The sequence below is a fragment of the Brachybacterium fresconis genome (genome assembly GCF_017876515.1).
GTDB lineage: Bacteria > Actinomycetota > Actinomycetes > Actinomycetales > Dermabacteraceae > Brachybacterium > Brachybacterium fresconis.
In genome coordinates this window covers 2,575,630-2,602,150 of the sequence record NZ_JAGIOC010000001.1, presented here as the reverse complement: position 1 = coordinate 2,602,150, position 26,521 = coordinate 2,575,630, and the positions used below count along the sequence as shown (strand labels likewise).

The window sequence follows — 26,521 nt, the reverse complement described above, 5'->3', positions numbered from 1 at the left end:
CTCAGGAGCGGAGCACTCTGATCTGCAGCGGGATGCGGAAGTACTTGCCAAATCCGGCTGTGACGGCACTGGCGAGGAAGAGCACCGCGAAGCCGACGCGGATCCACATGCCGACCGTGGTCCTCAGGGTTCCGTCGGTGAATATGTCGATGAGACCGAGAACCATGCCCAGCACGATGACCTGCGCGATATAGAGGAGGATGGCGTTGAACGCATTGGCCGCCCACATCTTGGGCAGGGCCGACTTACACACGGCGAAGAAGATCGCGGTGGCACCGAGTGCGAGCACTGCTGTATGTGTGATGAGCAGGAGGAGAGTGAGGACCAAGCAGGCGACGGCACCGATTTTCGCGGCTGCAGATGAGGGGCCGGAGATGCGAGCGGCACTACGGTTCGCCTGCGGAGCCTGTGTCGGTGATGGGGAGGAAGTCGTCTGTACCAGTTCGTGCAGCGGAACGGGCGGCAGATAAGGGGGCTGGCGCTCCCGAGGCTGATACGGGTCGACAAAAGCTGGGAGAGTGCGACCTCCTTGGGGTGCGGGCTGCCCCTGCTGGCCTCCGTAAGGGTTGCCTCCTGCGGGGGCAGGATCTCCACTGCCGTAGGGGCTCGAGTGCGGCTCTTGGCTGTAAGGATTGCTCATCGGGATGTTCTCCTCGGTCGACCAGGTGCGGGGGTGTCAGGGGCGGTCAGCGGCGGTCCGACCGTGCCTCCTTGATGAACGTGGCCTCTTTCTGGACCTGCGAGACCAGGTCGGCGAGGCTGAGTTTCAGCTTCTCGATTTCCTCCCGGACATCGGCCTCCTGCTGTGCGAGGCGCGCTCGCGCGTTGCCGCGGCCCCGTTCCATGCCGCCTCGAATGGCAGATCCGAAGCCCGAACGGCCCACCAGGTGCCCGACAGTGCGACCTCGCTTGTTGATCTGGGAGCGTTCTACCTGGGCTGCTGCTCGGTACTGTGGCGCCATCGAGTTGATCTCTGCACGCCGGTGTCGCAGAGATCGCAGGACGTCGGACATCCGTGTCTCGCTCGATATGAGGTCTCCGGCACGACCTTCGTCGCGAGCGATACGGATCGCAGCCGCCACCTCATCATGCATGGCCTGTCCGTATTGCACGATCTCCGTGACGGGGTCGGAGGGTCGGTGGGACATGTCAGTTCGCCTCCGGCGTCAGAATCTGGTGCACCGCGCTCGTACTCGGGGCAGTGGAAATGAACTCGGATCCGATGTTGGCGCCTCGTCCGGACGCCCTCAGGCGACAGCCGAGGACGACGAGGACCGCGCATGTCATTCCTCGGCTCCGTCGCCTCCAGTGATAACGGCGACTTGTGATCACGGTCCACACACCGAATAGGACGCCCACCAAAGCGAGCGTTTGACCGAAGCCGAACATGAGGGCGTCCATCAACTTGCCTTCCGTGGGAGTCTCGGGCTCATCGAATTCTCCGACCAGAGCGACGGCCACCGTCGTTCGGACGTGATCCTTCACCGCTGTCGGAACCGTCGTCCCCCTTCCGACCGGGAACCCAGGATCTGACTCTCGAGCCGAGGGTATCTCGTTCGTCGCGGCGGGCGTCGATCTGGTCGATGAGCTGGCCGGCATGGTCGGCAGCCGATCGGGGCAGCCGCCGCTCGAGGCTCCTCAGAAGCCGCTTCCACTTCTTGAGGTCCCCGCTGGGCGGGCCCATGAGTTCTCTTTCGACGGCGGCCAGCACGTGGATCTGGAAGCCGCGTTCGGGGTCGACCCCTACCTGCTGGAGCCAGGCCTCCCACAGGTCGCGTTCCTCACGAGGGTCGGTTCCCGCCAGCGCAGCCTTCCATTGGGCGGGTCGGAGCTCGGACTCCTGAGAGAGCAGGTCGCGCCGCTGTTTCGCGGGCATCCGTGCGAGGGCGGTGAGCTGGTGCCATCTCCGAAGATCGGATGCGGACTCCCCACTGTCCTCAGCAGAGGAATCAATCAATGGCTGCCAGCCGCCGCCTCGAAGAGCGTCGAAGGTGGGATGGCCATCGAGCAGGCCGTCCTGGTCACGCAGCGCGAGGTCGAGATCCCTCACGATGGCTTCACGCACACGGTCACGAATCCTCACGCCCACCACGAGGGCGCGGGTCGACTCCAAGCTGCGAGGTGTGGTCAGAGCTGCCTCGACCAGACGTTGCTCCGCTCCCGTCCAGACCTCGTGATCCAGGGACTCCCGGGGGAGGTGCTCGGCGAGAGCGAACAGAGCGGGAAGATCTGGCGTGGCGGCCACACGGACGAGGTTTCCCAGGGCCTCACCCCAGTGCGAGGCAGGCAGTTCTGCGACGGGCCAAGGCGTGCTGGATGTGGCGAGCAGCTCCGCAGACCAATCCGCGATCTGCTCCGGCCTCGCGGTGACGCGGCTGACGCTGGCATCGAGCAGCAGAGCGGCGAGAGGCTGATTCGCCCCCCCTGCGAGGAATCTCGCGCTACGTGCGAGACGGACGATGTCAGCATCGCTGTGCTCGGGCAGGCGGGCGAGCGCATCGCCGAACTCGTCCAGGTACGTCTCGAGATCGTCCGTGAACCCGTTGCTCGCAAGCCCGTCGACGACGTTCACAATGAGATCCTCGCCGCCGACGAAGGCGGCATCCGGCAGGGTCCCATTGACGAGCTCGGACGCCCAGAAGGCCGCTCGGGAGCCCACGACGGGATCCCAGCGCCGCGCCAAGGAGATGACGTCGAGCGCTTCGTAGGCAGTTCGTTCGTGAAGCAGAGCCATCGTCCGCTCCACGGCGAGCGATTGCGGTTCGGGCCCTCCGGTGAGTCTATCGAGGTCGCAGATGGATGGTCCCGCCTCAAGGCGGCGCCCGACCTCGGGACGGCAGCCGATGATGTCTGCTCCTCCGCGTAGCGGGTTCCCGTCGAACGCTCGGAAACTCAGGCTTCGCACGGCTTGCTGATTCGAGAGCAGCGACAATGTCGCGAACCATCGGACGAGCGATGAGAGGTCGCCAGCGACGAGGACCAACGGGCCCGGATATTGCCCGGTGATCTTCTCCTCGAAAGCGGTGAGGAGTTGCGGCAGATACTGGCGGCGCTCGGCGTCGTCCAGGACCCAGGTCAGAAGTGGGTCAGCCTCGAAATTGTCGTCGATGTCGAGCGGGGGGCTCCACGGTTCGGCGATCTTCGAGGGTCGCTTCGACACGTTCCAGGTGCGCGCTGCGTAGACCTGGGCGGGCGTGTACGGCTCGAAATCCCCGACACTGTCGGCGACAGCGACCTCGGTGATCTGGTTTCCCCCACGACCACTCGCCGTTGCACCTAGATCATGTCCCCGGGAGAAGAAAAGCCGTCCATCGACAGGCCGATAGCAGAAGGTCTCTGCCCGTGAGCCGTCTGATAACGAAGCTGTTTCCGGTGAGGTGACCTGGTGGAGCATGTGCTGAACGGTCACATGCTGCTCGGCGGTTGTGAAACGGGGCGAGGCGGACTGAAAATTGAACCCACTGCGTCCGTCGAGCGCCTCCTCGGCCCGCACATCTGTGAAGATTGCCGTCTCGAACATTGGCCTCAGCGCTCGGTGGACTTCGGCGGCTTCGGGAGGAACCCTTCGTTCTGCAGCACCCAGAGCAGGGGATCTGCTACTCGGCTCGGACTCAGGGTCGACGCCAGGCGCGCGTGGGAGTAGTCGGGCTCGTTCCCCAGAGCGGAAACGCCGAAGAGTCGGAACGTCGCGAACTCCGTCTGCAGCTTGTTGATGAGCGTGGAGCCTCCCCAGCGGTCGATGAGGGACAGCAGATGATCGTGCATGGTGCGGGAGTCGATGTCATCGAAGTACGACTCGTCTTGGCCGTGGCTGCGCAGCGGGCTGTGCTCGTCGAGCCCTTGCCAGAAGGCGTCCATCTTTGTCACCACCACCGCCAGCGGAGTCGAGATCTTGCCCTGCTTACCACTGGTGCCTCTGCCCTGCTCGGACTGTCGCAGCACGGTGACGAGCCCATCGATGACGTCTGCGTGTGCGTTTTCCGGCCCCAGGTCGGAGATGCCCTTCGTCTGCGCCGTGCGGCGGTTCTCGGGAAACATGAACGGGTCGAGGACAAGGACGATGGCATTCGAGGAACGCAAGTGCTGCTGGTTGATGGCTGACTGGAGGTTCGCCACGTCCTCACCAGCGGTGTCATAGATCGAGATGACGCGGGCACCACCATTGATGTACTTCCATCTGTATACCGACGGCGTCTTCTTCTGCCCACCGGTGGACTGTGTCTGCTCGGGCAGCGCACTGTGTTCCTCCATCCGGTTGCGATTCTCTACCAGCTGTCCGGCCAGACCGACCGTCCCCCCGGGATGATCGATCGCCGAGTGGAAGCGACCGGGCAGCCGGGTGAGGAGCTGCTGCTCCAGCATGGTCAACCAGACGGTCTTCCCGGAGTTTCGAGCTCCCACGATGCCGATCGAGACGCCGCCACCCGTCATCTCCTCCGGGAGCAGGGAATGGCAGTTGGTGCAGATGGAGATGGCCGTCCGCCCGCCGCATCGGTCGCACTCGACCGACTTCCCAATGGGGCCCGTCTCGAGCAGCGGCCTGCCGAGGTCGTCGATGATGTGACGCCCGTCGGACGTTCGTCTGAGGACAGGGGGCATGACGGGCCCAGCGTCTTTCAGGACCTCATCCCGTTGGGGGTCCCGGAAGGGGACGCAGCTGCGCCGCCCCGAGGCAGGCTGGCCCGCGCACTGATACCCGAGGTTGCTCAGCTGCACCGTCGAATAGCAGTGGGGGCAGAACGCAGAGCGTTTGCGGAGGAGCGAACTGATGGGCATGGGTCAGCCTTTCAGCTGGGGGGTCGGAGGATCGATGAGGCGTGGGCCAGAGGGGTCCAGAGAGAAGAGCCGAATCCAGAACGGAGATCTCAGCCGACCCAGATCCACGTCTTGCCGGAGCGTACCGCTGTCGGGGAAGTCGGCCTGGATGTGCTGGATCAGTTGCCCTGCGCCGGGGTCCATCGGCAGAAGCGAGCCCTTGCTCAGGAAGAGACCGAGTGCGCACGGCGCCGGCACCGGGGAGGATGCGGTTATCACAAGTTGGACGGTGGATCTGCCGATGAGGCTTCGGGTGATCTTCGTTGTGTAGTTCAGCGAAGCGGAACTCTGTGGCTGGTACGTCGCGTGCACCTTCCCGGAGGCGATCTGCTCGTCATCGCCTCCGATGACGGTCGTGATGGCGATGTCGCTGATCTCCGTGGGCTCAGCGATATAGACGCCCCCGTCATTGCGGTATCGCGATGGGGTGACGTATCGAGTCCTCGTGATGCCTCGGAGCTGCCAACTGACTTCTACCTGCTCGACCGCCTGGGGCCACGACCAGGTGAGGCGCAGGTGGTCCGCGAACGTGCTGGTCCGGACGTCATCGACTGCAGGGGCGCTTCCCGCGAGGGCAGACTGCCCGACCAGGAGGTAAGAGTCCGTTTCCAGCAGAGGCGTGATGAGCGCTATCCCCGAGAGACCAGGCAGTCGGGCCTCGAACCGATCGGGAGTCGGGGCTCGAACGGGGGCGCGGAGCTCACGTCCTCCTGCTGATCGCGCTTCCGACACCGTGACGTGCCGGCCGACGGTGGGGGCGGCCCCTCGCGGAAAAGCCCAGAGACTCACTCGGAACCCGGGGACCGCCGTCCACCGTGCGAAGCTGTCGTCGCCTCCCGATGGAGATCCTTGCTCCACCTCGAGATCGAGCACGGGTCGGGCTTCTTCACGTGGGGTCACGGTGATCGACGCAGGCTTTGACGTTCGAGGTCCAGCCGTCGTGAGGTACCGCGCGGTCGCGATAACCCTGTAGGTCTCACCGGCTGTGAGTCCGTCGAATCGGTGCAAGGTCGTTCCGGGAGCCTCGTGACGGATCGTCCGCCCAGCGTCGTCGAGGAGTTCGATGACCACCGAATGGCAGACCTTCGGCACGGCCCAGGTGAGGTCGACGGCGTCGAGCGTGGCCTCGGCATGCAGGTCGTTCGGCGCGGGCAGACATTCGATGTCCGTCAGGCCCGGGCGAGACGGCGTCCCACCGGGACGTGTGGCGACGACCGCGTAGTGCACATGCTCGCCCGCCGGTACGGATCGGTCGGAGCAGCCGCCGCCCGAGATATCGCTGGCGACGACGGTTCCGGCCGGGATGGAGCTGAACGGCCTGGTCGAGCGGTACACCGTGTAACGAGCGGTCTCATCCTGCACGTCCCAGCTCAGGAGCGCGGAGCAGCTGTCGAGGAGCACACGGACGTGCGGTGCTCTCAGCGGTAACTGGACCAGGAGCTCCTGGAGTCGGTCGTCGCCGCCGTCCACCCGAATCGCCCGGCGGAGGTGTTCGTCCGCAACCTCGACGTCGCCTTCGTCCTCCGCTCGGCGATATGCATCCAGCGCGTCGCGCTTCGCTTCCTGCAGCTCGGAGATCCGCAGGCCGAGCTGCTCTCTCTCTGCTGCGGTATCCGGCTCCTCCTTCAGCGCCCCCAGGGTCCGACCGGCTTCCTCGAGCAGGCCTGCCGCAAGGAGCCCACGCACGGCATCCGTGCTCAGAGAGGGGGCGGATGCAGTGCCTCTGGCACGGACGGAAGCCGCCAGCCGGTGTGCATCGAACTCTTCGAGCCCCGCATTGGTCAAGGACTCAGCGATGAGGCGGGATGGCATGCTTCGTGCGCTGAGCTCGGCTGCATCTGCCCAGACGGTTGCGTACGCGATCTGGCGGAGCTGCTCGCCGTCGCTGACGCGGGACAGCTCCGCCAGGAACTTCTGGGCATCCTGGATGGCGTTGGTATCGCGCCCGGTCTTTGTACGGAGATGGGACTGAGTGACTTCGGAGGGCGTGATCCTACGGCCGGCGATGGAGAGCTCGTCAATGCAGCGTGCCGCTTCAACAGTCCCACCATCCTTGAGTGCAAGGAGATGGAAGATCGTCCGGTACTCCGCGTGTTTCCGAACGCGCTCCCACGTATTGCGGATGGGAAGGAGGACGTTCTCGATCGGAGGCTCGAGATCGGCGAATACCGTCACGCCCGCGCGACCCAGCTCCGCGGTGAGGTCCGCGACCCCGATCTCCATCAGCCCGAGGGACCGCAGGGTCGCGGTCGCGACAGAGGAGGCGATCACTCCGAGCGGGGCTTCTTCCTGCAAGGAGCGGATGGCATCCTGCACCCGAGTATCGATGACCTCTCGCCTCTTGTCGCTGAGCTGGGACCAAAAGGACGGATCCTCGAATCTCCCGGTCTCGCTGAGGATGGATTTGAGATGCTTGAGCTGAACGGCCGCGGGCAGGTTCTGGGACTTATTGTACGCCTGCGCAAGTTTCCGACCGTGCTGCTCCAGGGCCGCGGTGCTCGTCGCCTCGTCCGGGATGGCGAACAAGAACGGCAGGTTGATGGAGAGGTAGCTCTCCGAGCACGGGTCCGCTTTGAGATCGGCCAGGGCGGCCTTCAGTGCATCCATGCGATCGCGGTCCTGCATCAAGGGCAGGAGAACCTGCTTCTTGTATTCGGTCGGGTTGAACGGTGCCACGGGTTGTCGGTCCCGTCAGCTGCGCAGCGAGATGGCCGAGACCTGGCTTTCAGCCTCCTGGACCTGTTGCTCATCGAGCTGCGAGACGGTTGCCTCGAGGTCGACCGAGTTGCCGCTCTCGGGATCCTCCGCCTTGATCCGTACCAAACCCTCAGAGGTGATGGCGATTCTGATGTCGATCGGTGACTCCTTCGGCATCGGCCGCGCGAAGGGGAGGTCGACGTCCTTCAACAGACGGTTGTCCTCCGGAACCTCCGACTCCTGCTCGCCAGCCTGTTCGAAGAGTGCGATCGAGACTTTCTGCTGGTTTTCGCTGACGGTGAGCGCGCTGATCGGCTCGGGATCGAAGGGAAGCGAGTCGTTGGCGTGGGAGACGTGGTGGATGTACTTCTCCCCATCACCTTCCGAGCGGAGGAATTCTATGCCGAGGCTCCGGGCGAGCACATTCTTGACGTTCAGGGACTGGGCACCTCCGAGAAAGAGCTTCTTCTCCTCGGCCGACCCGTCGGGAGCGCTGTCATCATAGGAGAGAATCTCTTCTATCTGTGCCTGGCCATAGATGGCAGCTCCCTTCGCGACGGCCAGATCGAAATCCGTATTCACCGGGTCCCACGCCAGATCTCCGCGAAGTGCCTCCGCGATCATCGGCATACGGGAGGAGCCGCCGACCAGCAGCACCTTATCGATGCTCAACCCGGGGGCCTTCTGCTGGGACGTTTCGACTGTACGCTGGGAGATCTGGACAGTCTGGTCCACCAGATGCTTCGTGGCCGACTCGAACTCCTCACGGGAGATCGCGATGTTCGCCTTGTAGGTCTCCCAGCTCAGTCGTTGCTGGATGGACTCGCGCCGGGTCAGTGACTTCTTCGCGTCCTCCGCCTTGAGGCGCACATCCAGGAGGAATTCCTCGTCGTACTCACAGGGAGCGGCGTCCGCGCCCACCTCCGCGACGAACTTCTCGATGATGAGCTTCACCAGGGCTTCGTCCCAGTCGGCTCCACCGAGCGTGCGGCTTCCGTCGACGCCGACCACCTCGACCTTTCCGGGCTCGATCTTCATGACCGTGGTATCGAAAGTGCCCCCGCCGAGGTCGTACACCATGACGGTAGCAGGCTCGCGGAGCCCGACCCCGATCGAGAGTGCGGCGGCGACCGGCTCCGTGACGATGCCGATCACGTCCAAGCCTGCGATCTGGCCTGCCTGGCGCGTCGCCTCACGTTCCTGGGTCCCGAAGTACGCGGGGACGGTGATCGCGACCTGGCTGGTGTCGTCGCCGGTGGCGTCGTTTGCGGCCTCGACGAGTGCTTTCAAAATGAGGGCCGAGAGTGACTCGGGAGTGTAGACCTGACCCTGGTACTCGACCTCGTAATCCGTGCCCATCTCCCGCTTGATGAGCAGGCTGGAGTTGTCTGGTTCCGCGAGGGAGACGCGTTTGGCCTCGGCGCCGACGACGACGTTCCCCGCGCCCTCGAAGAAGATCGCCGAAGGCGTCGTGGTGTCTCCCTCGAAGTTGTTGATGATCTCTGCCAAGTCCTGCTCATTGATACGAGCAATGGCGGAGTAGGTGGTGCCGAGGTCGATCCCGTAGACGGTACTCATTGACTCTCCTTCTGCGGCGGGCGGTAGGTAGCGAAGTGATCTCGGATACGGTTCGGCGACTCAGCCAGACGTGTGGCCGATCTGTGAAGCCTCGGCGGTAGGAGCATTTGGAGGGGAGGAAAAACTCCAAATGACGACCCGAGCAGGTATGAGGACACGTGATCCACCGATGACACGGAAGCCCTGCCGTGCAACCCGCGCGATTGTCTGGTCGAGTTCGGGATCATCGGTCGGTTTCCTGAGCACCGCCGCATGGGAATGGCGATCGAACGGATCCCCGGCGAGAGCCCGAACCGATTCGAGATCGAAATGGTCCAAGATCGCATCCACGGATCCGGAGAAGAACTCATACTCGTCGGCGTTATTCCAGTCGGAACGTTCTCTCGCACGGCTTGCAGCGGCATCAATCTCAGCTTTCAGATCGGCGAACCGCTGGAAGACCGGCTTCATGAGCCCGGTCAGTTGTTGAGCACGGAGCTCCTCTACGGTGGACTGCAGAGCGCGGACGGTACCCTCGTACTCCGCCGCTCGCCGGCTGAAGTCTTCGCGGAGAAGCCCGAGCTGATCCTCGAGGGCTCGAAGGGCTTCTCTCTCGACGGTGTCTGCGGCCGGAGCTTCGTGCGCCTCCTCGACATCCGTGGGCACAACGGGCCGCTCCTCGTTGGGTTCGCGCTCGTCCGTGAAGGGGGCTGAAGCTGGGATCTCATCCATGGGATGGCCGCTCGTATCCGGAGTAATGGGTATGGCGGTGTCCGATGGGTTCGCGGGGTGCGGTCCCGGTCCTGACCCAGTGTCTGCGTCACGTTTCGACGTCGGGCACGGCTCGTCTCCATCGGCCTCATTCATGTGCGGCACCCTCCCGAACCCCCGGTCCACCCGGCCATAGCACTAACATCGTCCGTCTGTTTATCGTGGACGTGGCGACGTCTTCACCGTACAACATAGTGTGGACGGCGTGACTTGAATCGTCGTACTGCCGTACTGCCGCCCGAAAAGAGGTGCGTGAAGCAGTATGGCTTGCTTCCGCCCGCGGCGTCGTCCGCAGCAGCACCCGCAGCATCGGGTCGCTGGCTGTTCGCTCTGCGGATCGGAGCCGCTACAGGGTCTGACTGTGCAGCCGCGCGCCATCGGCTCGCGAAGGATCCGCTGTGTGGCCACCTCGACCTCTACATAGGCGATGTCGGCACCGCGCGGGTCCGTCGAGCCGGTGTGGCCGAAGGCCTCCCACCCGCGGTCGGCCCGCTCGGGGCTGCCCCGGGAGATTCCGAGGGCGAGCCGACCGTCGGCGATGAGGTCGAGAGCCCCGGCCTCCTCGGCGAAGTACAGCGGGTTCTCGTAGCGCATGTCGATCACGCCGGTGCCGACCTCGATGCGCTGGGTGCGGGCGGCGATGGCCGAGAGCAGCGGCATCGGCGAGGCGGACTGCTGGGCGAAGTGGTGGACGCGGAAATAGGCACCGTTGACGCCGAGCTCATCGGCGCCGACCGAGATGTCGATCGCGTCGTGCAGCATCTGGCGGGCGCTGAGCCCGCCCTGCGCGGGACTGCCGCCGTAGTGGCCGAAGCTGAGGAATCCGAAGGCTCGCATGGCGCCATCCTACAAGATGGTTGAGTTTTGAACTAGGGTGTCGGGGCAGCCCGGGTCCGGCCGCCGCCCTCGGCCGCCACCCGAGGCGCGACCACGAACCGCTCCGGACGTCGCGGCGGAAGGGGTGCTTCCGTGCGCTCGCACGAGACGTGCGCCCCATCTTCCCCCGCCGCGTCGAGGTCCGCCCCGTCGGCCGCGTACTGTGGGGCGCTCTGCGTCCAGGCTTCGTCCGTGCCGCGTCCGTGCCACGGCGACGCCGACCGAGCGCCGTCCCCTCGCGGGTGGCGTCGAGGGTCACCGGGATGCGGCAGTGCTGCGCTCGGCCGAGCCCGCTCACCAGGGCCGCCTCCGACTCCGGCACCCCTGTCGCGTCCTCGATCCGCCCCGTCACTCCCGGCCGCGCCGCGACGCTGCACCTCCTCCCCCTTGATGAACGGACCGCGCCATGACGCAGGACGCCCCCGCTGAACCATGCCCGGTCGGCACCGACGATGCGCTCGGACGGCGACGTGCTCGGCGCGAGAGAGAGCGGTTCCCGAGCGGGCCGCAGCGGCCGGGCGACGCGCGCAATGCGGTCTTCTGGGTCTCCGTGTCGCTCATCGTCGTCCTGCTCGCTCTCGCCGGTCTGCGGCCTGCGCGGATGAGCGCCGCTGCCGATGCGGCGATGCACTGGGTGACCGCCACCAGCGGATGGTCCCTGCTGGTGATACCGCTGGGCCTCATCGGTCTGCTGCTCGTGCTGGCCTGCACCCGGTTCGGTCGGATCCGGCTCGGCCCGGACGACTCGCGCCCCGAGTACCCCACCCATGCCTGGATCGCGATGCTGCTGGGCGCGGTGATGGGCATCGGGATGATCACCTACGGCGTCGCCGAGCCGGTCTCTCACCTGGTCGACCCGCCGCACGACCTCGCCGAGCCCGGCAGTCAGGACGCGGTGGTCGACGCCCTGCGCTTCACCTTCCTGGACTGGGGGCTGCACGCCTGGGCGGTGTTCGCCACCTTCGGCCTCGCCATCGGCTACTCCACCCACCGGCTCGGCAACAAGAGCCTGGTCTCGCCGATCCTGCGTCCGCTGATCGGGCGCCACGCCGACGGGACGGTGGGCAAGGCCGTCGATGTGCTGGTGGTCCTGTCGACGCTGTTCGGCACCACGACATCGCTGGGGCTGGGCGCCGCCCAGATCAGCCAGGGGCTGAGCCAGATCACCGGAATGGATCTCACCACCACAGGCGTGCAGATCCTCGTCATCGCCCTGGTCACCGTGCTGTTCACCGCGTCGGCGATGAGCGGGATCGGGCGCGGCATCCGCTACCTGAGCCAGGCCACGATGGTGATCGCCGCGGCCCTGCTGCTCTTCGTGATGGTCACCGGCCCCACCAGCTGGCTGATCAACCTCTTCCTGCGCTCCCTGGGCGGCTACGTCGGAGGATTCGTGGAGATCAGCCTCCTGCTGCCCACCGACGGCGAGGACCTGGCGTGGATGCAGGGGTGGACCTACTTCATGATGGCGTGGTGGATCTCCTGGGGCGCCTTCGTGGGCGTCTTCCTGGCTCGCATCTCCCGGGGCCGCACCATCCGGCAGTTCGTGCTGGTCGTCCTCGGTCTGCCGAGCCTGATCTTCTCCGCCTGGTTCACCGTGTTCGGCGGCTCGGCGATGTTCATGGACCTCGAGCGCGGCACGTCCATCGGGCAGGCCGCCGCCGAGAACGTCAACACCGCCTTCTTCGGCCTGCTCGACCAGCTGCCGCTGACGACGCTGACGTCGGTGGTCGCCGTCGGCCTGGTGGTGCTCTACTTTGTCACCGGCGCCGACTCGAACACCTACGTGCTCTCGGTGATCTCCTCGGACGGACGCATGGAGCCGGGCCGTCCGGTCACGTGCATGTGGGGCCTGCTGACCGGCGCGACCGCGGCCGTGCTGCTCCACGCCGGCGGCCTGGAAGCACTGCAGGCGGCCGTCATGCTCTCGGCGGCCCCGTTCATCGTCGTGATCCTCGCGCTGGCGATCTCCCTGGTGATGCTGCTGTGCCGTGATCCGCTGATCACGGCCCGGAACCCGTCGGCCCCGCTCCCGGAGGCATCGCCGCGTCGTTCCGCAGGAGTCAGCCTCGAGGACTCTCGCCCGGGACCACGAACGCCCACAGGATCCCGAAGCGGTCCGTGACCTGCCCGTAGTGATCGCCCCACGGGGCGAGCTCGAAGGGCATGGCGATCTCTGCTCCGGACGAGGTCAGCGTCTCGATGAGGGCATGCGCCTCGTCGACGCTCTCCAGCCCCACGAGGAACGAGTAGACGTCGGATCCGAGCGGGGGCAGCTCGTCCCCCGGGGCGGCGATGCCGTCGCCGCCGGCCAGCGTCACCAGGCCGCCGTCGAGCTGGGCGTGTGCGGTCGCGCCGGACGGTGGGGAGAAGGGGAAGCCGTCGGTGGGGAAGTCGTCGTACGACATGAGCTCCAGCTCGCCGCCGAAGACCTCGCGGTAGTACTCGAAGGCCTCGGCGGCGTTGCCGGGGAAGCTGATGTAGGGGGTGAACTGCGCAGCGGGCATCGGAGCATCCCTCGTCGTCGTCATCGGCCGCGGGTCTATCGCTCTTCACAGTGTGGCATGAGTCACTGCCGGCGGGTCCGGATCGACCCGTCGCCGACCGACGACGGGTCGGCTGTGCTGCTCAGGGCGCCGGCGGCTGTCCGTGGTGAGCCGCCGGCGCCCGCGGCCGGCCGGTTCGTCCCGGCCCCGGCGTGATCAGTCCTGGTCGGCCTCGGTGGACTCGGTGGGGCGGGCACCCAGTTCGGCGTCCAGACGCAGGATGCCCGAGCCGTCGTCGCCGATCAGCTTCACGCGACCGATGATCTCGGAGACGGTGGCCTCCTCCTCGATCTGCTCGTCGACGAACCAGTTCAGCAGCGGACGGGAATCGTAGTCCCCCTCCTTGTCGGCGCTGCGGTACAGCTCGCGGATCGCCTCGGAGACCTTCTGCTCATGGGCGAGGGAGGCCTCGAAGATCTCCAGCACCGACAGGCCCGGCGTCACGCCCGGCGCCGTGATGGCACCGATGGCCGAATGGTTGTCGCGGTCCGAGACGTGCTGGATGAACTTGTTGGCGTGGACGATCTCCTCGTCCGCCTGGTGGCGCAGCCACGCGGCGATGCCGGGGAGGTCCTGCTCGTCGGCCTCGATGGCCAGCTGGCGGTACGTCATCGAGGCTTCGAACTCGAGGGTGATCTGGTCCTGGAACTTCTTCTCAAGGTCATTGCTCATCTTCATGAGGTCGACGATAGCGCTGGTCGTGGCGCTTGTCAGCCATGGAAAGGCTTGCCTGACCCTCGGCCGGTCGGCCGGTCGGCCGGTCGGCCGGTCGGCCCGTCGGCCCGTCGGCCGGTCCACCCGTCGGCCCGTCGGCCCGTCGGTCCGATCACGAGGCCGGGGTGGGGGAGGGGCAGGAGTGCGGCGGATGGGACTGCGCGGCCCGGTCGCGGTCACCCCCAGCAGATGCAGAACGGGTGGCCCGCGGGATCGGCGAAGACGTGGAACCCGTCGGCGGCCTCCGGGTCGTCCGCGCGCTGCAGCAGGCGCGCTCCCAGCTCGGAGACCTCGCGGCACGCCGAGGCGACCTCGTCCCGCGCCACATAGAGATCCCAGTGGAGCTGCTGCCGCTGACGATCAGGAGCCGTTCCGGGCCACTGCGGCGCGACGTGATCCGGGGCGAACTGCACACCGAGCACGACCTCCCCGTCGACCCGGACGTCGCGCCAGTCGGGGTAGGCGCTGTCCTGGGCGGAGGCGCGGACCGTCCCGCCCAGCACGGCGGCCCAGAAAGCGGCCTCGGCATCGATATCGGCGGCGTCCAGGACGATGAATCGGGTCATGATGCGCACGGGAGTGCTCCTCGTCGTGGTGGACAGGGGTGCCCCAGTGTCCCAGGGCGTCCGGCGACCCGGCGCGGGAGCTCCTCCATGAGCGCCTCGCTCCTCCACGAGCTTGCCGCTACTCCACGAGCTTGCCCCGCGGGGAGTCGTCCCGCGGCGCCGCGGCGAGGTCCTGCAGCGGCCCCGGCACCTCGGGCAGCGGCTCGAACCCGACACCCGCGTCGGGCGACCACACGAAGTTCCCGCGCAGCTGCGGGTCCTGCTCGGGGAAGTCCGAGCGGTTGTGGCAGCCGCGGGTCTCCCGGCGTTCGAGCGCGCATTCGAGGGTCGCGCGGGCAGCCAGCAGCGATCCCTGCAGGTCGAAGGCGTGGGCGAGGTCGTCGAACCCGGCGACGTCGGGATGGGCCGTGATGTGGGCGGAACGCTCCTCGAGTCGGGAGAGCTTCGCCAGCCCCTCGAGCAGACCCGCCTCGTCGCGCACCACACCCGCGTGGGCGGTCATGAGGTCCCGGACCTCGCGCTGCAGTCGCCGCGGCACCTCGAGCCCGTCCCCGGTCAGCAGGTCGGTCTGCTCGGCCCGCGCCTCGGCGACGGCGTCGGGGTCCCGCTGCACCGCGGTGAGCCCGGCGGCGAACTCCGCGGCGGCCTGGCCGGTGATCCGTCCGTACACGAGCAGCTCGATCAGCGAGTTCCCGCCGAGGCGGTTCGCGCCGTGCAGCCCCGAGGAGGCCTCCCCGATCGCATACAGCCCTGCGACGCCTGTGCCGTGGTCCTCGGGCCCCACCCGGACCCCGCCCATCGAGTAGTGGGCGGTGGGGGCGACCTCGATCGGTTCCTCCGTGATGTCCAGCATCTGCAGGTCGATGAGGGTGCGGTAGACCCGGGGGAGCGTGGCCAGGATCTGCTCGCGCGGGAGGTGCGAGACGTCCAGCAGCACTCCGCCGCGCTCGGTGCCCCTGCCCGCGGCGATCTCGGTGTGGTTCGCCAGCGCCACCCGGTCGCGCGTCGACAGCTCCAGCCGGACAGGGTCGTAGCGCTCCATGAAGCGTTCGCCGCGCGCGTTGCGCAGCACCCCGCCCTCCCCGCGGGCCGCCTCGGAGACCAGGGTGCCGGCCGCGTCATCGGGCTCCAGCAGCCCCGAGGGGTGGAACTGGACCAGCTCGGCATCGCGGATCCGAGCCCCCGCGCGGGCGGCGAGACGGAAGGAGTCGCCGGTGTTCTCGTCGCGGCGCGAGGAGGTGACGCGCCAGATGCGGGTGTGTCCGCCGGCGGCGAGGATCACCCCGTCCGCGTGGATCTGCACGCCCTGGCCGGTGACGACATCGAAGCCGTAGGCACCGAAGACGGTGCCGTCGGCGACGAGCAGGCGGGTGATGTAGACCGTGTCGATCACGGGCACGTCGAGCTCGGCGGCGCGGCGCAGGAGGGTCCGCTGGATCTCCAGGCCCGTGTAGTCGCCGGCGAAGCAGGTGCGGCGGTAGGTGTGAGCGCCGAAGAAGCGCTGGGAGAGCCGGCCGTCGGCCTCGCGGGCGAACGGCATGCCCCAGCGCTCGAGGTCCTCGATGCCCTGGGCCGCCCCGCGCGCGACGGTCTCGACGATCGCCGGGTCGGCCAGGTAGTAGGACTCCCGCAGCGTGTCGGCGGCGTGCTGCTGCCAGGAATCCTCGGGATCCATGGTGCCCAGCGCCGCGTTGATCCCCCCGGCGGCGAGCGTCGTGTGGGCGTCGTGGCGTCGTCGCTTCCCCACGGTCAGCACCTGGACTCCGCGCTCGGCGAGCTCGATGGCGGCCCGCAGGCCGGCCCCGCCGGTGCCGATGACGAGGACAGAGGTGGTGATCAGGCGGTCGGTGGGGGCGTCGATGCTCATGACCACCACGCTAGGGACGCTGCAGAGATAGCGCCAATGCAAACGTCGGCAGTGTTCCATGTCGATACGCTATGACGTATGCGAGCTGAGCATCTGAGCGCCTTCGAGGCCGTCGCCCGGCTGGGCACCTTCACCCGAGCTGCCGAGGAGCAGTTCATCGCACAGCCCTCGTTGTCGCGGCAGATCAGGACCCTGGAGGCGGAGCTGGGCGCGGCGCTGTTCCGGCGGGGCCGACGCGGCGCGGAGCTGACCGAGGCCGGACGCGTGCTGCTGCCGATCGCCCGGCGCATGCTGGCCGATGCCGAGGCCGCCCGGGCCGAGCTCGACGAGCTCGCGGGCCTGCGTCGGGGACGGGTGCGGCTGGGGGCGCCGCCCACGGTGTGCGTCTCCCTCGTCGCCGACGTTCTCGCGGTGTTCCACGACCGCTACCCGGGCGTCGATCTGCAGGTCAGCGAGGCCGGTTCGCTGGCGCTGGTGGACCAGCTGACGGCGGGGGAGCTCGACCTGGCCGTGATCGTCACGCGCGATGGCGCCCCGCGCATCGACGGGGCCGAGCTGCTCCCCCTGCTTCAGGAGCGCCTGGTGGTGGCCTCCTCCGCGAGGAAGCCCGCCCCGGCCGGGGCCGACGGGGCGGCGGGACTGACCCTGGCTCGGCTCGCCGATCTCCCGCAGGTCGCCTTCCACCGCAGTTACGACCTGCGGGCGGCGACCGATGCGGCCTTCGCCTTCGCGGGCCTGGCGCCGGAGGTCGCGGTCGAGGGAGCGGAGATGGACGCGGTCCTGCGATTCGTCGAGCGCGGCATCGGGGTGGCGGTGGTCCCGGCGATGGTGGTGCTGGACCGTCCGGGGCTGCGGAGCATCCCGCTGGCGGAGCCGGTCCTGGAGCGCACGCTGAACCTCGCCCGTCGGCCCGGGGCTCCGCTGTCGACGGCGGCCGCGGCGATGCAGCAGCTGGTGTTCGAACGGGTGGGACGGATGGAGGTGTCCGGCGTGGTCTCTCTCGCGCGGTGACCGCCGACGCGGCGGGTCGTCGAGAGCCCGGAGACGTCGCGGCGGCCTCCTCAGCCGCGCCTGAGCTCCGCAGGTGCCCCGAGCGTCCGACCGGGCAGGAACTGCCCCGCGTGGACCGCATGTCGCGCGCGCGGCGGGCTCTGCGGGGTCGGGCCCTCCCCGCCGGCTGCGTCCGGCCCGGACGAGTCCTGCCCGTAGGTCGCGCCCGTCCCTGCCGGATCCTCCTCGTCGGCCGCCGTGCGCGGGGACTCCACAGGCGGTGCGTCGGGCCCCGCCTGGTCCCTGGTCAGCAGGTCGTCCATCCGTGCCACGGCCTCCTGGGCCACCTCCGCGACCGGCAGGCGCACGGTGGCCAGACCGATCAGGTCCAGTCCGTCGCTGATGCCGTCGAAGCCCACCGTGCTGACGTCCTCGGGGATCCGCACCCCGCGCTCGGCCGCGGCGCGCAGCAGATCCAGCGCGACGTAGTCCACCGGGCAGACGATGCAGCTCAGACCGTCGTCACGGGCCGTATCGAGCGCCCGCACCACGCCCTGCTCGACCGGCAGCAGCGGCACCTCGCGGGTCCGGACCCCGAGCTCACGGCATCGTTCGAGAAGACTGCGGATGCGCAGGTCGAACACCCGTGAGTAGAGCAGGGGAGCGCTCAGCACGGCGATCCGGCGATGGCCTGCCGCCGCGATCTCCTCGGCGACCCGGCGGCCATGGGCGCGCTCGTCGTAGCTGACGGACTCGATCAGCGGATGGTCGTTCGGGCGGCCGACGATCATCAGCGGGAGTGCGGTGACCGTCTCGACGAGGTCCTCGGCAGCGGTCACCCCCGTGCCCACGAAGATTCCGGCGACCCGCTGCCCGCGCAGGCGGTTCAGCCCCTCCACCTCGGCGGTGCCGTAGTCGTGACGGAAGGCCGTGACCGAGATCAGAGTGCGCCCGGCGGCCTCGACCGCGCGATTCATCTCCGCGTGGAGATGGCCGTACGCGGGGTTCGTGGCGTCGCGGATCAGGAGCCCCAGCTGACGCCCGTGCCGTCTCGCGAGGCCGCTGGCGACCAGGTTGTGCACGTACCCCAGCCGCGTCGCGGCCTCGTGCACCTCGATCATCGCATCGGGGGAGACGCGCTCGCCGCCGCCCTGGAACACGCGGGAGACCGTCGAGCGCGAGACACCGGCGGCGCGCGCCACGTCCTCCATCGTCGGTGGTCGGCTCATCTCCTGCGCTCATCCCCCTGGGTCGGCCGGGCGGCGCCCCATGGGCGGGCTCATCCTCGAGCCCGGGCGGCGATCCGCGTATCCAGCGCAGGGTAGCGCAGCACGGAGTGCCCGCACGGGCCGACGGGTGGCCGACGGGTGAAACCTGGGTGCGCGGGATCGCGGGGGGATCGCGCGACGGTGGAACAGTCGGGGACGCGCCGATGAACGCTCGGTGGACGCCGCCCCCGAACGGCCCCACTCTGCTCGGCTCGGGCCCCCTCGGGGCGGCGTGGGAGCGCTCCCACCAGGGGTGACAGCAGGTGTTCACGATCGGTTCACCACGACGTTCCCGCTGGTGGCGCCCACGTCGGAGTCGTCCTTACGGTGTGGGCGGTCGTCGACGTCGGCCCTGTCCGATGTCCGGGCCGCCCTCCGACCAGGAAGCTGGGAGCGCTCTCATGACACTCGCCGTCCGACCGCACCCCGACCCGGGCCGCTCGGCCCCGCACGGGGCCGAGGGAGACCCCGGTGCCGCCGGACCGGGGCCCGGGTCATCCGGCATCCCGGGTGCGAGCCCCGGCCCGCTCCGGTCCCGGACCTCCCCGCAGCGCCGTCGGCGCCGTCGACGCGACGCGATGCTGTTCGGCGCGCTGATCGCTCCGAACTTGATCGCGATCATCGTCTTCTCCTACTACCCGGCTCTCTACAACATCGGCCTCAGCGTCATGGAATGGGACTTCGTGGCGCCGAGTCCGGAGTTCGTGGGCCTGGAGAACTACATCGACCTGCTGACCGACCCGAGCTTCGGGCAGGTCCTGCTGAACACGCTCGTCTTCACCGGGGTGAGCGTGGTCGGCTCGATCATCGGCGGCCTGCTGCTGGGCAGCCTGCTGGCCACCAAGGTCCCGCTGACCGGCTTCGCGCAGACCATGGCCTTCGCCCCGCACATGCTCCCCGGCGCTGCCGTCGGCATCCTGTGGCTGTTCATGTTCGACCCCAACTACGGGCTGTCACGCTGGGTGTTCTCCCTGTTCGGCGCCGCCTCGCCGGACTGGACCACCACCTCGGACTGGTCGCTGTGGGCGATCACCATCGCCTACACCTGGCAGCGACTCGGCTTCGTGACCGTCATCTGCTACACCGCGATCCTCGACCTGCCGAAGGATCTCTACGAGGCGGCCGCGCTCGACGGGGCCCACGGCGGGAAGCTGCTGCGCCATCTGACCCTGCCGCTGCTGAGCCCGATCATCTTCTTCCTGTCGATCACGGGCATCATCTCCGCGGCCCAGGCCTTCGACATCATCTCGATCATGACCAGCGGCGGGCCCGGGGTCTCCTCCAGCACGCTGAGCTGGATGGTCTACGAGGAGGCCTTCCAGAAGTTCGACATCGGCACCGCCTCGGCGGCCGCCACCGTGCTGCTCGCGATCCTGCTGGTGATCACCTACCTGCAGGTCCGCGTCGGCGACAGGAAGGTCAACTACGACTCATGAGCTCCCTGACCCTGCATCCCGACCCCGCCTCCGGGGCCCCTGCGACCTCCGGGGCCTCCGCCGAGGGCACCCTCGGCGGCCCGCGGGCGAACCGCGGCCGGAGTCGCGGTCCCCGTCGGCCGCGCTGGGTGACCGGCGTCCTCGTCGCCGGGGTGCTCGCGACCATCGCGGTGTTCCTCGTCCCGCTGTTCTGGCTGTTCTCCTCGTCGCTGAAGCCGCACGGGGAGATCTACTCCTGGCCGCTGCAGTGGATCCCGACCTCGTTGACCCTGGAGAACTTCACCGAGGCGTGGAGCTCCGCCCCGTTCGACCGGTTCTTCGTCAATTCGATCGTGACCACCGGGGTGGGCACCTTCTTGGAGATCTCGCTGGCGATCCTGTGCGCCTATGCCTTCGTGTTCGTCGAGTTCCGGTTCAAGAAGATCGCCTTCGCCCTGATCATCGCCTCGCTGATGCTGCCGGGCCATGTCACCCTGATCGTCAACTACATCACCGTGGCGAACCTGGGCTGGCTGAACTCGTACGCCGGGATCATCCTGCCGGGCATCGCCAGCGCCTTCGCGATGTTCCTGCTGTACCAGTACATGCGCACCATCGATCGCGACATCCTGCAGGCCGCGGAGATCGACGGCGCCGGGCACATCCGTCGCATGCTCACCATCGTGGTGCCGCTGTCCAGCCCGATGATCCTCACCGCCACGCTGATCGTGATGGTCGGCAAGTGGAACGAGTACGTCTGGCCGCTGATCGTCACCTCCACCGCGGACATGCGCACCCTGCCCATCGGCCTGCTGTTCCTGCGCAGCCAGGAGGGCTACAGCAACTGGGGCGTGATCATGGCCGGCGCCGTGTTCGTCTCCCTGCCGATGCTGATCCTCTTCTTCCTCGCCCAGAAGCGCATCATCGGCGGCCTCGCCGCCGGAGCCCTGAAGTGATGGCCCGGCCCGTCGGTGCCGGCCGGCACCCCCTTTCGGTCCTCAGCGTGACCTCACGGCCATAGATGCATCGAGGTCACACAGGGAGCCGAAAGCTTCCAGCGTCGCCGCGCTGCGCACCCCTGACCAGCCTTGCCGTCGAGCAGATCACCCCAGCCCCGCACGATCACCCGCACCCCAAGGAGCGATCCGCATGTCCCGCACCCTCATCACCCCGTCCCGTCGTGGTCTGCTCACCGCGATGGGCCTCGGCGCCGGCGCCGCCGGCCTCGCCGCCTGCGGCTCACCGCTGGGCGGAGGCGACGGCGCCGAGAGCAACATCCGCGACGGCTTCACCCAGGCCGACCTCACGGTCCCGCCCGAGTACGAGGGCAGGACCCCGATCCTGTTCTGGGCCCCCTTCACGGCGGAGAACTACGAGGTCGTCACGCAGCTGTTCACCGAGTTCAACGAGTCCCAGGACGAGATCGTCGCGATCGCGGAGTCCGTGGGCGGGTACGACGACCTGGTCCAGAAGTTCACCGCCTCGCTGCAGGCCCGCACTGTCCCGGACATCGTCTGCTTCCCCGAGATGCAGTGGCTGCAGTTCCACGCCTCCGATGCGCTCGTGCCGCTGGACGGCTACTTCGATGACGAGTGGAGCACGGACGTCTACATCCCGAACTACGTGCACGAGGGGATCGTGGCCGGCGAGACGTTCGTGGTGCCCTTCGCCCGCTCCACCCCGCTGTTCTACTTCAACAAGACCCGCTACCAGGAGGCCGGACTGCCCGAAGAGGGCCCCAGCACCTGGGAGGACCTTGCCGAGTTCGCCCCGGAGCTGGCGAAGATCGAGGTCGAGAGACGGCCGCTGTCGGCGATTGCCTTCTCGCCCGATGCCTGGCACGGCCAGGCCGACATCTGGGGCTTCGGCGGAGCGAACTCGAATCAGGACTTCGAGGTCACCATCAACGACGAGATCGGGGTCGAGTGGCTTCAGTGGCAGCGGGCGTTCATCCACGACGCCGGCTACGGTTACCTCGCCAAGGACGCCGGCACGGACTTCCAGTCCGGGGTGACCGCCGGCTGGCGCGGTTCCACCGCCGGCCTGACCGGACAGACCGTGGCCGCCGACGGGAAGTTCGAGATCGGCGTGGCCTACATGCTCTCGAAGGAGGGCGAGCAGAAGCAGGTCCCGACCGGCGGATCCGGCCTGTCGATCGTGCGCACGGAGTCGCAGGAGCGCCAGGACGCCTGCGCCGAGCTGCTGCGCTTCCTGGCCGGGCCCGAGCAGTCCGCGACCTGGCACATCGGTACCGGATACGTGCCGATCGTCCAGGCCGCCGCGGAGACCCAGGCCGTCAAGGACCTGGTCGCCGAGAACCCCAACTACCTGGTGGCCCTGAACCAGCTCGAGAACGCCCGCACCGCGGACTACACCAACTGGGATGCCGGCCGGGTCAACGAGATCGGCGTCGCCCAGGGCCGCGTCTACGGCGACGGCTCCTCGCCGCAGGAGGTCCTGGACTCCCTGGCGGCCGAGCTGCAGGAAGGCCTGGACGAGGACCGCGAGTCGTACGAGGCCGTGGACTTCCAGGGGTGGAAGTGAGTGCCCCCGCCCGCACGTCCGACTCGGCCGGGCGGCGGCCGACGGACGAGGCGGCGCAGCGCATGACGGGCGCAGAGCGACGGCCGACGGGCGCGCACGGGCACGAGCCCACGGGTGAGGCCCTGCCCGCGCTGGTCGGGCACCGGGGGGCCGCCGCCCTGGAGCCGGAGAACACGGTGCTCTCGTTTCATCGCGCCATCGCCGAAGGTGCTCAGCTGCTGGAGTGCGATGTGCACCTCAGCAGCGACGGGGTCGACGTGATCATGCACGACGCCACCATCGATCGGACGGCGCAGGAGGAGTCGCCGCTGCACACCGGGGCGGTGTCCGATCTGACCCGCGCGCAGCTGGACCGGGTGCTGGTGGGCAAGGGCGAGCACATCCCGACCCTCGACCAGGTGCTCGACGCCGCGGTCCGCAGGGACGGCACCCGCGTCCCGCTGCTGGTGGAGATCAAGGCACCGGCCGCCGCCGAGCGCGTCGCCCGGATCCTGATGGAGCACTTCGACCAGGACGCCTGGGATCAGCGGATCTCGCCGGCACAGATCATCTCCTTCCATCCCGAAGCGCTGCGGACGGCACGGGAGGCGGAGCCGCGCATCCCGCTGCTGCTGACCACGACCGCCACCTCCCCGGAATTCTTCGAGACCGCGGCGGAGCTGGGCGTCGCCCAGATCGGGGTGCGGATCGCCGACGCACGCCAGGCGGACGTCGACCGGACGCGTGAGCTCGGCATCCAGCTCAATCTCTGGACGGCCCGTTCCGAGGAGGAGCTGGCGCGTGCCCTCGAGCTGGGCTGTGACACGGTCACGGTGGACGACCCCGCCTGGGCCCGCGCCCGGAGGGAGGAGCTGACGGGGCCCTGAGGCGGTCCGCCCGGCGGCACCGTCCGGTCGCCGCCGGGCCGATCCCCACCGGCAGGTCAGGTCGCCCTGCCGGCCGGTGCCCTGTCGGCCGGTGCCCGGCCGGTCAGGTCAGCCGAAGTTCTCGACCTCGACCACCAGCCCGGCGTCGGCCGGGCCACCGGTGAGCTTCCAGGGGTGCTCGACCCCTTCGTCGGCGATCGCGACGCAGTACGCCACGTAGTCCCGGACCGAGGTGTCGATGCCGTCCGCACAGCGGACGGACAAGGACATCTCGTCAGGGCCGCGGGCCTCCGCCTTCGCCTCGACGACGTCGCCGAGCTCCTCGGCGGTCAGCGTCTTCTCGGTGTAGCCGAAGGTCCAGGTGCCCTCGAACAGGTTCTCGCCGTCACCGCTTCCAGGACCGTCCGCGGCGGCCGCTCCGGCCCCCGCGAGCAGTCCCGCCGTGACAGCGAGGCCCGCCAGCGGAGCCACCCGTCGTCGACCGGTGCGCCCGTGCGCCGCATCCGCCAGGTGGAGTCGGTGCTCACGGCGGTCGCGGTGGTCGTTCGTCGTCCTGGTTCTGATCATGTTCCCGAACATGGGTTCCCCTTCCCGGGCGGTCCGCCCGGTCGATGCCCGGCCCGTCGGGACGGGCACAGCACCCTGCGTCAGGGCGCAGGTCCCCAGTGTGAGCCAGGCCACTGGGTAGGGTCCAGAGGGTGGGCCCGATCCTCACCGCCCGTGCACATCTGCCCGGGCCACCACGGTGTCCCGCGGAGACACCGACCGACAACTTCTCAGGAGAGCAATGACCCAGCAGTCCGCTCCACGACGCCTCGCGAGCACGCCCCCGCGTCCCGCGATCGTCGGGCACCGCGGCGCCGCCGCGCACGTCCCCGAGAACACTCTCGCCTCCTTCCGTCGGGCCCTCGAGGACGGTGCGCAGCTGCTGGAGTGCGACGTCCATCTCAGCGCCGACGGGCACGTGGTCGTCATGCACGACGAGACGATCGATCGCACCGCCGATCCCGCCTCCCCGCTCGCGACCGGCGCGATCGGGGACCTCACCCGTGCCGAGCTGGACACGGTGCGCCTGGCGGAGGGGGAGGGGATCCCTTCGCTCGAGGAGCTGCTGGCGATGACCACCGCGCCGGTGTTCATCGAGGTCAAGGTCGCCGCCGCCGCGCGGGCGGTGGCCGAGCAGCTGCGGGCCCTGCCGGCGGGGTCGCCGGGGGCCGCCTCGACCGTGATCTCCTTCCACGCCGACGCGCTCGCCGAGATCCGACGAGCCACCGCCACGGCGGTTTCCTACCTGGTCGAGCAGATCGACCAGCAGGCGCTGGAGACCGCCCGGGAGCTGGGGGCCGTCGGCATCGGCCCGTCGATCCGCGGGCTCTCGCTGCGCGCCGCCGAGGCCGCGCACCAGGCCGGGCTGCAGCTGAATCCGTGGACCGTGAACACCCCCGAGGAGCTTGCCGTCGCGCTCGCCTGCGACGCCGGCACGATCACCACCGACGACCCCGCCTGGGTGCAGCGGGAGCTGGACGTGCGCGAGGGCTGAGGGCGACCAGGGCCGGACTCCGGAGTGCCGAGGCGTGTGCGCTGACCCCTCGGGAGGTCGCGACCAGGGGCGAATGGCTCGCCGTTCCGGGTGCAGGACACCACGGACTCCGAGGCGGATGCCTTTGCGGAGGGCCTCGAACGGCTGCTCGGCTGAAGCGCTCGCCTGACCTGCGACGTCAAGGAATCTTGACTTTGCGTGTCAAGAACCCTTGACTTGAATGTCAAGAGCGCCTTACATTCGAAGCATGAACACCGCACCTCGACCCTTCGCCCCTCTCGATCCCCACAGCGCTCTGACCTCGTCGGATGCATCGCCGGCCGACGCTGCGACCGCCCCGGCCCCCGTCGGGCGGATCCTCGGCGTCCTCGTCGTCCGTCCGCTGCTCATCCTCACTCTCGGGCTCGGCCTTCTGGCGGCGGAGCGCTCGCTGGTGCTCGCCAATGCCCTGGTCGTGCTCGTCGACGTGATCGCCCTGATCATCGTCGGCCGCGCGATGCGCGCCGAGGGTCGCCGGCTCCGCGACCTCTTCGCCCCCTGGCGCTGGGTCGACCTCGCCTGGGGTGCCCTGATGCTGGTGATCCTCGTGGTCGGATTCCTCGTCGCGATCTTCCTCGCCAACCTGATCGTGTACCGCGGCTCCCTGCCGATGCCGCCGCCCGCGCCCGACGTCCCCCTGTGGGTGGGGCTCGTGGCCGTGCTGATCGCGCCGCTGACCATCGCCTGCGCGGAGGAGGCCGTCTACCGCGGCTATGCCCAGCCGCGCCTGGGCCGCCGGATCGGCTCTCTCGGCGCCCTGGTCGTGGTCGCCGTCGTCTTCGGGCTGCAGCATGTCGGCTTCGCCCTCACCTCCGGGCCCGACGTCGCCGCCAAAGTGCTGACCACGCTGCTGGCCGGCCTGGTGCTCGGCGGGCTGTGGCTCTGGATGCGGCGACTGGTCCCGCTGGTGCTCGCCCACTGGGGCCTGGACCTGCTGCTGCTGGGACTGCCCACCCTCCTGCTCGCCGTGGGCTGACTCTCGCCCGTCCCTCCTCCTCGGACCACGCGCCCTGCGCCGTCCTCGCCCGACCGCTGTGAAAGGACCCGTCATGAACACTCCCGCCCGCACCCGCGCCAACCGCGCCTTCGCCCTCCGCTTCACCGCCGGCATCGCCCTGTACGCCATCGGGCTCGGGCTCGCCGTCGGCACCGCATCGTTCGGCGGGCCCGGCTGGGTCCCCGCGCTCCTGGTCATCCCCGCCGTCGGCCTCATGGCCTGGGCGAACATTGCGATGTATCGCAGCGGCGACGAGTTCGAGCGGCGGAAGATCGCCGAGGCGATCCTGCTCGCCTTCGTCGTCTCCACCCCGCTGATCCTGGCCGTCGGCGTGCTGCAGTTCTACGTGCTGCCCGAGCTGAACTGGATCTTCGCCTTCTCGATCCTGATGCTCTCGTGGATCATCGGCACGATCGTCTCCGCCGTTCGGTACCGGTGAGAGGGGCGACCGAC

The 26,521-nt window shown here is 68.5% G+C and carries 22 protein-coding genes and 1 pseudogene; 9 read left to right on the top strand and 14 right to left on the bottom strand.

Annotation, left to right across the window (positions count from 1 at the left end):
- Nucleotide 1: 1 nt before the first annotated feature.
- From JOF44_RS11695 to JOF44_RS11660, 8 genes and pseudogenes are all read right to left on the bottom strand, one after another.
- A complete protein-coding gene (locus JOF44_RS11695; protein WP_209891355.1) occupies nucleotides 2–328 on the bottom strand; it encodes a hypothetical protein in 327 nt (108 codons plus the stop codon).
- Nucleotides 329–686: 358 nt separating this feature from the next.
- Complete coding sequence (locus tag JOF44_RS11690) at nucleotides 687–1,148, bottom strand: hypothetical protein (protein WP_209891353.1); 462 nt, start codon at nucleotides 1,146–1,148, stop codon at nucleotides 687–689.
- A gap of 281 nt (nucleotides 1,149–1,429) precedes the next feature.
- The gene (locus tag JOF44_RS11685; protein WP_209891351.1) at nucleotides 1,430–3,520 is read right to left on the bottom strand and encodes a GAP1-N2 domain-containing protein; all 2,091 of its coding nucleotides are present in this window, start codon (nucleotides 3,518–3,520) and stop codon (nucleotides 1,430–1,432) included.
- Between the two features lie 5 nt (nucleotides 3,521–3,525).
- A complete protein-coding gene (locus JOF44_RS11680; RefSeq protein ID WP_209891348.1) occupies nucleotides 3,526–4,776 on the bottom strand; it encodes a hypothetical protein in 1,251 nt (416 codons plus the stop codon).
- A gap of 3 nt (nucleotides 4,777–4,779) precedes the next feature.
- Entirely contained in the window at nucleotides 4,780–7,422 is a 2,643-nt protein-coding gene (locus tag JOF44_RS11675) for a fibronectin type III domain-containing protein (RefSeq protein WP_209891345.1), read from the bottom strand.
- A gap of 84 nt (nucleotides 7,423–7,506) precedes the next feature.
- The gene (locus tag JOF44_RS11670) at nucleotides 7,507–9,090 is read right to left on the bottom strand and encodes an Hsp70 family protein (protein WP_209891342.1); all 1,584 of its coding nucleotides are present in this window, start codon (nucleotides 9,088–9,090) and stop codon (nucleotides 7,507–7,509) included.
- A gap of 60 nt (nucleotides 9,091–9,150) precedes the next feature.
- Nucleotides 9,151–9,801, bottom strand: coding sequence for a nucleotide exchange factor GrpE (locus JOF44_RS11665; protein ID WP_209891339.1), 651 nt, complete (start codon nucleotides 9,799–9,801; stop codon nucleotides 9,151–9,153).
- Nucleotides 9,802–10,256: 455 nt separating this feature from the next.
- A pseudogene (locus JOF44_RS11660) lies at nucleotides 10,257–10,677 on the bottom strand (LLM class flavin-dependent oxidoreductase); the annotation flags it as partial.
- Between the two features lie 445 nt (nucleotides 10,678–11,122).
- Here JOF44_RS11660 and JOF44_RS11655 point away from each other — a divergent pair.
- Nucleotides 11,123–12,841: a BCCT family transporter gene (locus JOF44_RS11655; RefSeq protein ID WP_209891336.1), complete on the top strand. Its 1,719-nt coding sequence runs from the start codon at nucleotides 11,123–11,125 to the stop codon at nucleotides 12,839–12,841.
- Here JOF44_RS11655 and JOF44_RS11650 read toward each other — a convergent pair.
- The 4 genes from JOF44_RS11650 to JOF44_RS11635 all read right to left on the bottom strand — a co-directional run bounded on the left by JOF44_RS11650 (nucleotide 12,780) and on the right by JOF44_RS11635 (nucleotide 16,409).
- Nucleotides 12,780–13,223, bottom strand: coding sequence for a VOC family protein (locus JOF44_RS11650; protein WP_209891333.1), 444 nt, complete (start codon nucleotides 13,221–13,223; stop codon nucleotides 12,780–12,782). The genes JOF44_RS11655 and JOF44_RS11650 overlap by 62 nt on opposite strands.
- Nucleotides 13,224–13,418: 195 nt before the next feature.
- Nucleotides 13,419–13,940 (bottom strand): ferritin, encoded by a 522-nt coding sequence (locus JOF44_RS11645; RefSeq protein WP_209891330.1) that lies wholly within the window; start codon nucleotides 13,938–13,940, stop codon nucleotides 13,419–13,421.
- 212 nt (nucleotides 13,941–14,152) lie between these two features.
- A complete protein-coding gene (locus JOF44_RS11640; RefSeq protein WP_245349408.1) occupies nucleotides 14,153–14,542 on the bottom strand; it encodes a VOC family protein in 390 nt (129 codons plus the stop codon).
- A gap of 118 nt (nucleotides 14,543–14,660) precedes the next feature.
- Entirely contained in the window at nucleotides 14,661–16,409 is a 1,749-nt protein-coding gene (locus tag JOF44_RS11635; protein WP_209891324.1) for an L-aspartate oxidase, read from the bottom strand.
- A 78-nt stretch (nucleotides 16,410–16,487) separates the two neighbouring features.
- Here JOF44_RS11635 and JOF44_RS11630 point away from each other — a divergent pair, with 78 nt between their 5' ends.
- Nucleotides 16,488–17,420, top strand: coding sequence for a LysR family transcriptional regulator (locus JOF44_RS11630; RefSeq protein WP_209891321.1), 933 nt, complete (start codon nucleotides 16,488–16,490; stop codon nucleotides 17,418–17,420).
- A 50-nt stretch (nucleotides 17,421–17,470) separates the two neighbouring features.
- Here the strand turns inward: JOF44_RS11630 and JOF44_RS11625 are convergent, their stop codons facing one another.
- Entirely contained in the window at nucleotides 17,471–18,628 is a 1,158-nt protein-coding gene (locus JOF44_RS11625; RefSeq protein ID WP_209891318.1) for a LacI family DNA-binding transcriptional regulator, read from the bottom strand.
- A 440-nt stretch (nucleotides 18,629–19,068) separates the two neighbouring features.
- Here JOF44_RS11625 and JOF44_RS11620 point away from each other — a divergent pair, with 440 nt between their 5' ends.
- The 4 genes from JOF44_RS11620 to JOF44_RS11605 all read left to right on the top strand — a co-directional run bounded on the left by JOF44_RS11620 (nucleotide 19,069) and on the right by JOF44_RS11605 (nucleotide 23,492).
- Nucleotides 19,069–20,103 carry a carbohydrate ABC transporter permease gene (locus JOF44_RS11620; RefSeq protein ID WP_209891315.1) on the top strand — a complete coding sequence of 345 codons (1,035 nt, stop codon included), beginning with the start codon at nucleotides 19,069–19,071 and terminating at the stop codon, nucleotides 20,101–20,103.
- Entirely contained in the window at nucleotides 20,100–21,038 is a 939-nt protein-coding gene (locus JOF44_RS11615) for a carbohydrate ABC transporter permease (RefSeq protein WP_209891311.1), read from the top strand. Before JOF44_RS11620 ends, JOF44_RS11615 begins: the two co-directional genes overlap by 4 nt.
- Before the next feature lie 193 nt (nucleotides 21,039–21,231).
- Nucleotides 21,232–22,626, top strand: coding sequence for an ABC transporter substrate-binding protein (locus tag JOF44_RS11610; protein WP_209891296.1), 1,395 nt, complete (start codon nucleotides 21,232–21,234; stop codon nucleotides 22,624–22,626).
- The gene (locus JOF44_RS11605; protein WP_342591765.1) at nucleotides 22,623–23,492 is read left to right on the top strand and encodes a glycerophosphodiester phosphodiesterase; all 870 of its coding nucleotides are present in this window, start codon (nucleotides 22,623–22,625) and stop codon (nucleotides 23,490–23,492) included. The genes JOF44_RS11610 and JOF44_RS11605 overlap by 4 nt, the downstream gene beginning before the upstream one ends.
- A gap of 108 nt (nucleotides 23,493–23,600) precedes the next feature.
- On the opposite strand, the gene JOF44_RS11600 is transcribed toward JOF44_RS11605, so the two are convergent.
- The gene (locus JOF44_RS11600; RefSeq protein WP_209891293.1) at nucleotides 23,601–24,059 is read right to left on the bottom strand and encodes a hypothetical protein; all 459 of its coding nucleotides are present in this window, start codon (nucleotides 24,057–24,059) and stop codon (nucleotides 23,601–23,603) included.
- Nucleotides 24,060–24,279: 220 nt separating this feature from the next.
- Between JOF44_RS11600 and JOF44_RS11595 the strand changes: the two genes are divergently transcribed.
- The 3 genes from JOF44_RS11595 (at nucleotide 24,280) to JOF44_RS11585 (ending at nucleotide 26,507) form a co-directional block, all read left to right on the top strand.
- The gene (locus JOF44_RS11595; protein WP_209891290.1) at nucleotides 24,280–25,032 is read left to right on the top strand and encodes a glycerophosphodiester phosphodiesterase; all 753 of its coding nucleotides are present in this window, start codon (nucleotides 24,280–24,282) and stop codon (nucleotides 25,030–25,032) included.
- A 247-nt stretch (nucleotides 25,033–25,279) separates the two neighbouring features.
- A complete protein-coding gene (locus JOF44_RS11590; RefSeq protein WP_209891287.1) occupies nucleotides 25,280–26,047 on the top strand; it encodes a CPBP family glutamic-type intramembrane protease in 768 nt (255 codons plus the stop codon).
- A gap of 73 nt (nucleotides 26,048–26,120) precedes the next feature.
- Nucleotides 26,121–26,507 carry a hypothetical protein gene (locus tag JOF44_RS11585; RefSeq protein WP_209891284.1) on the top strand — a complete coding sequence of 129 codons (387 nt, stop codon included), beginning with the start codon at nucleotides 26,121–26,123 and terminating at the stop codon, nucleotides 26,505–26,507.
- Nucleotides 26,508–26,521: the final 14 nt, after the last annotated feature.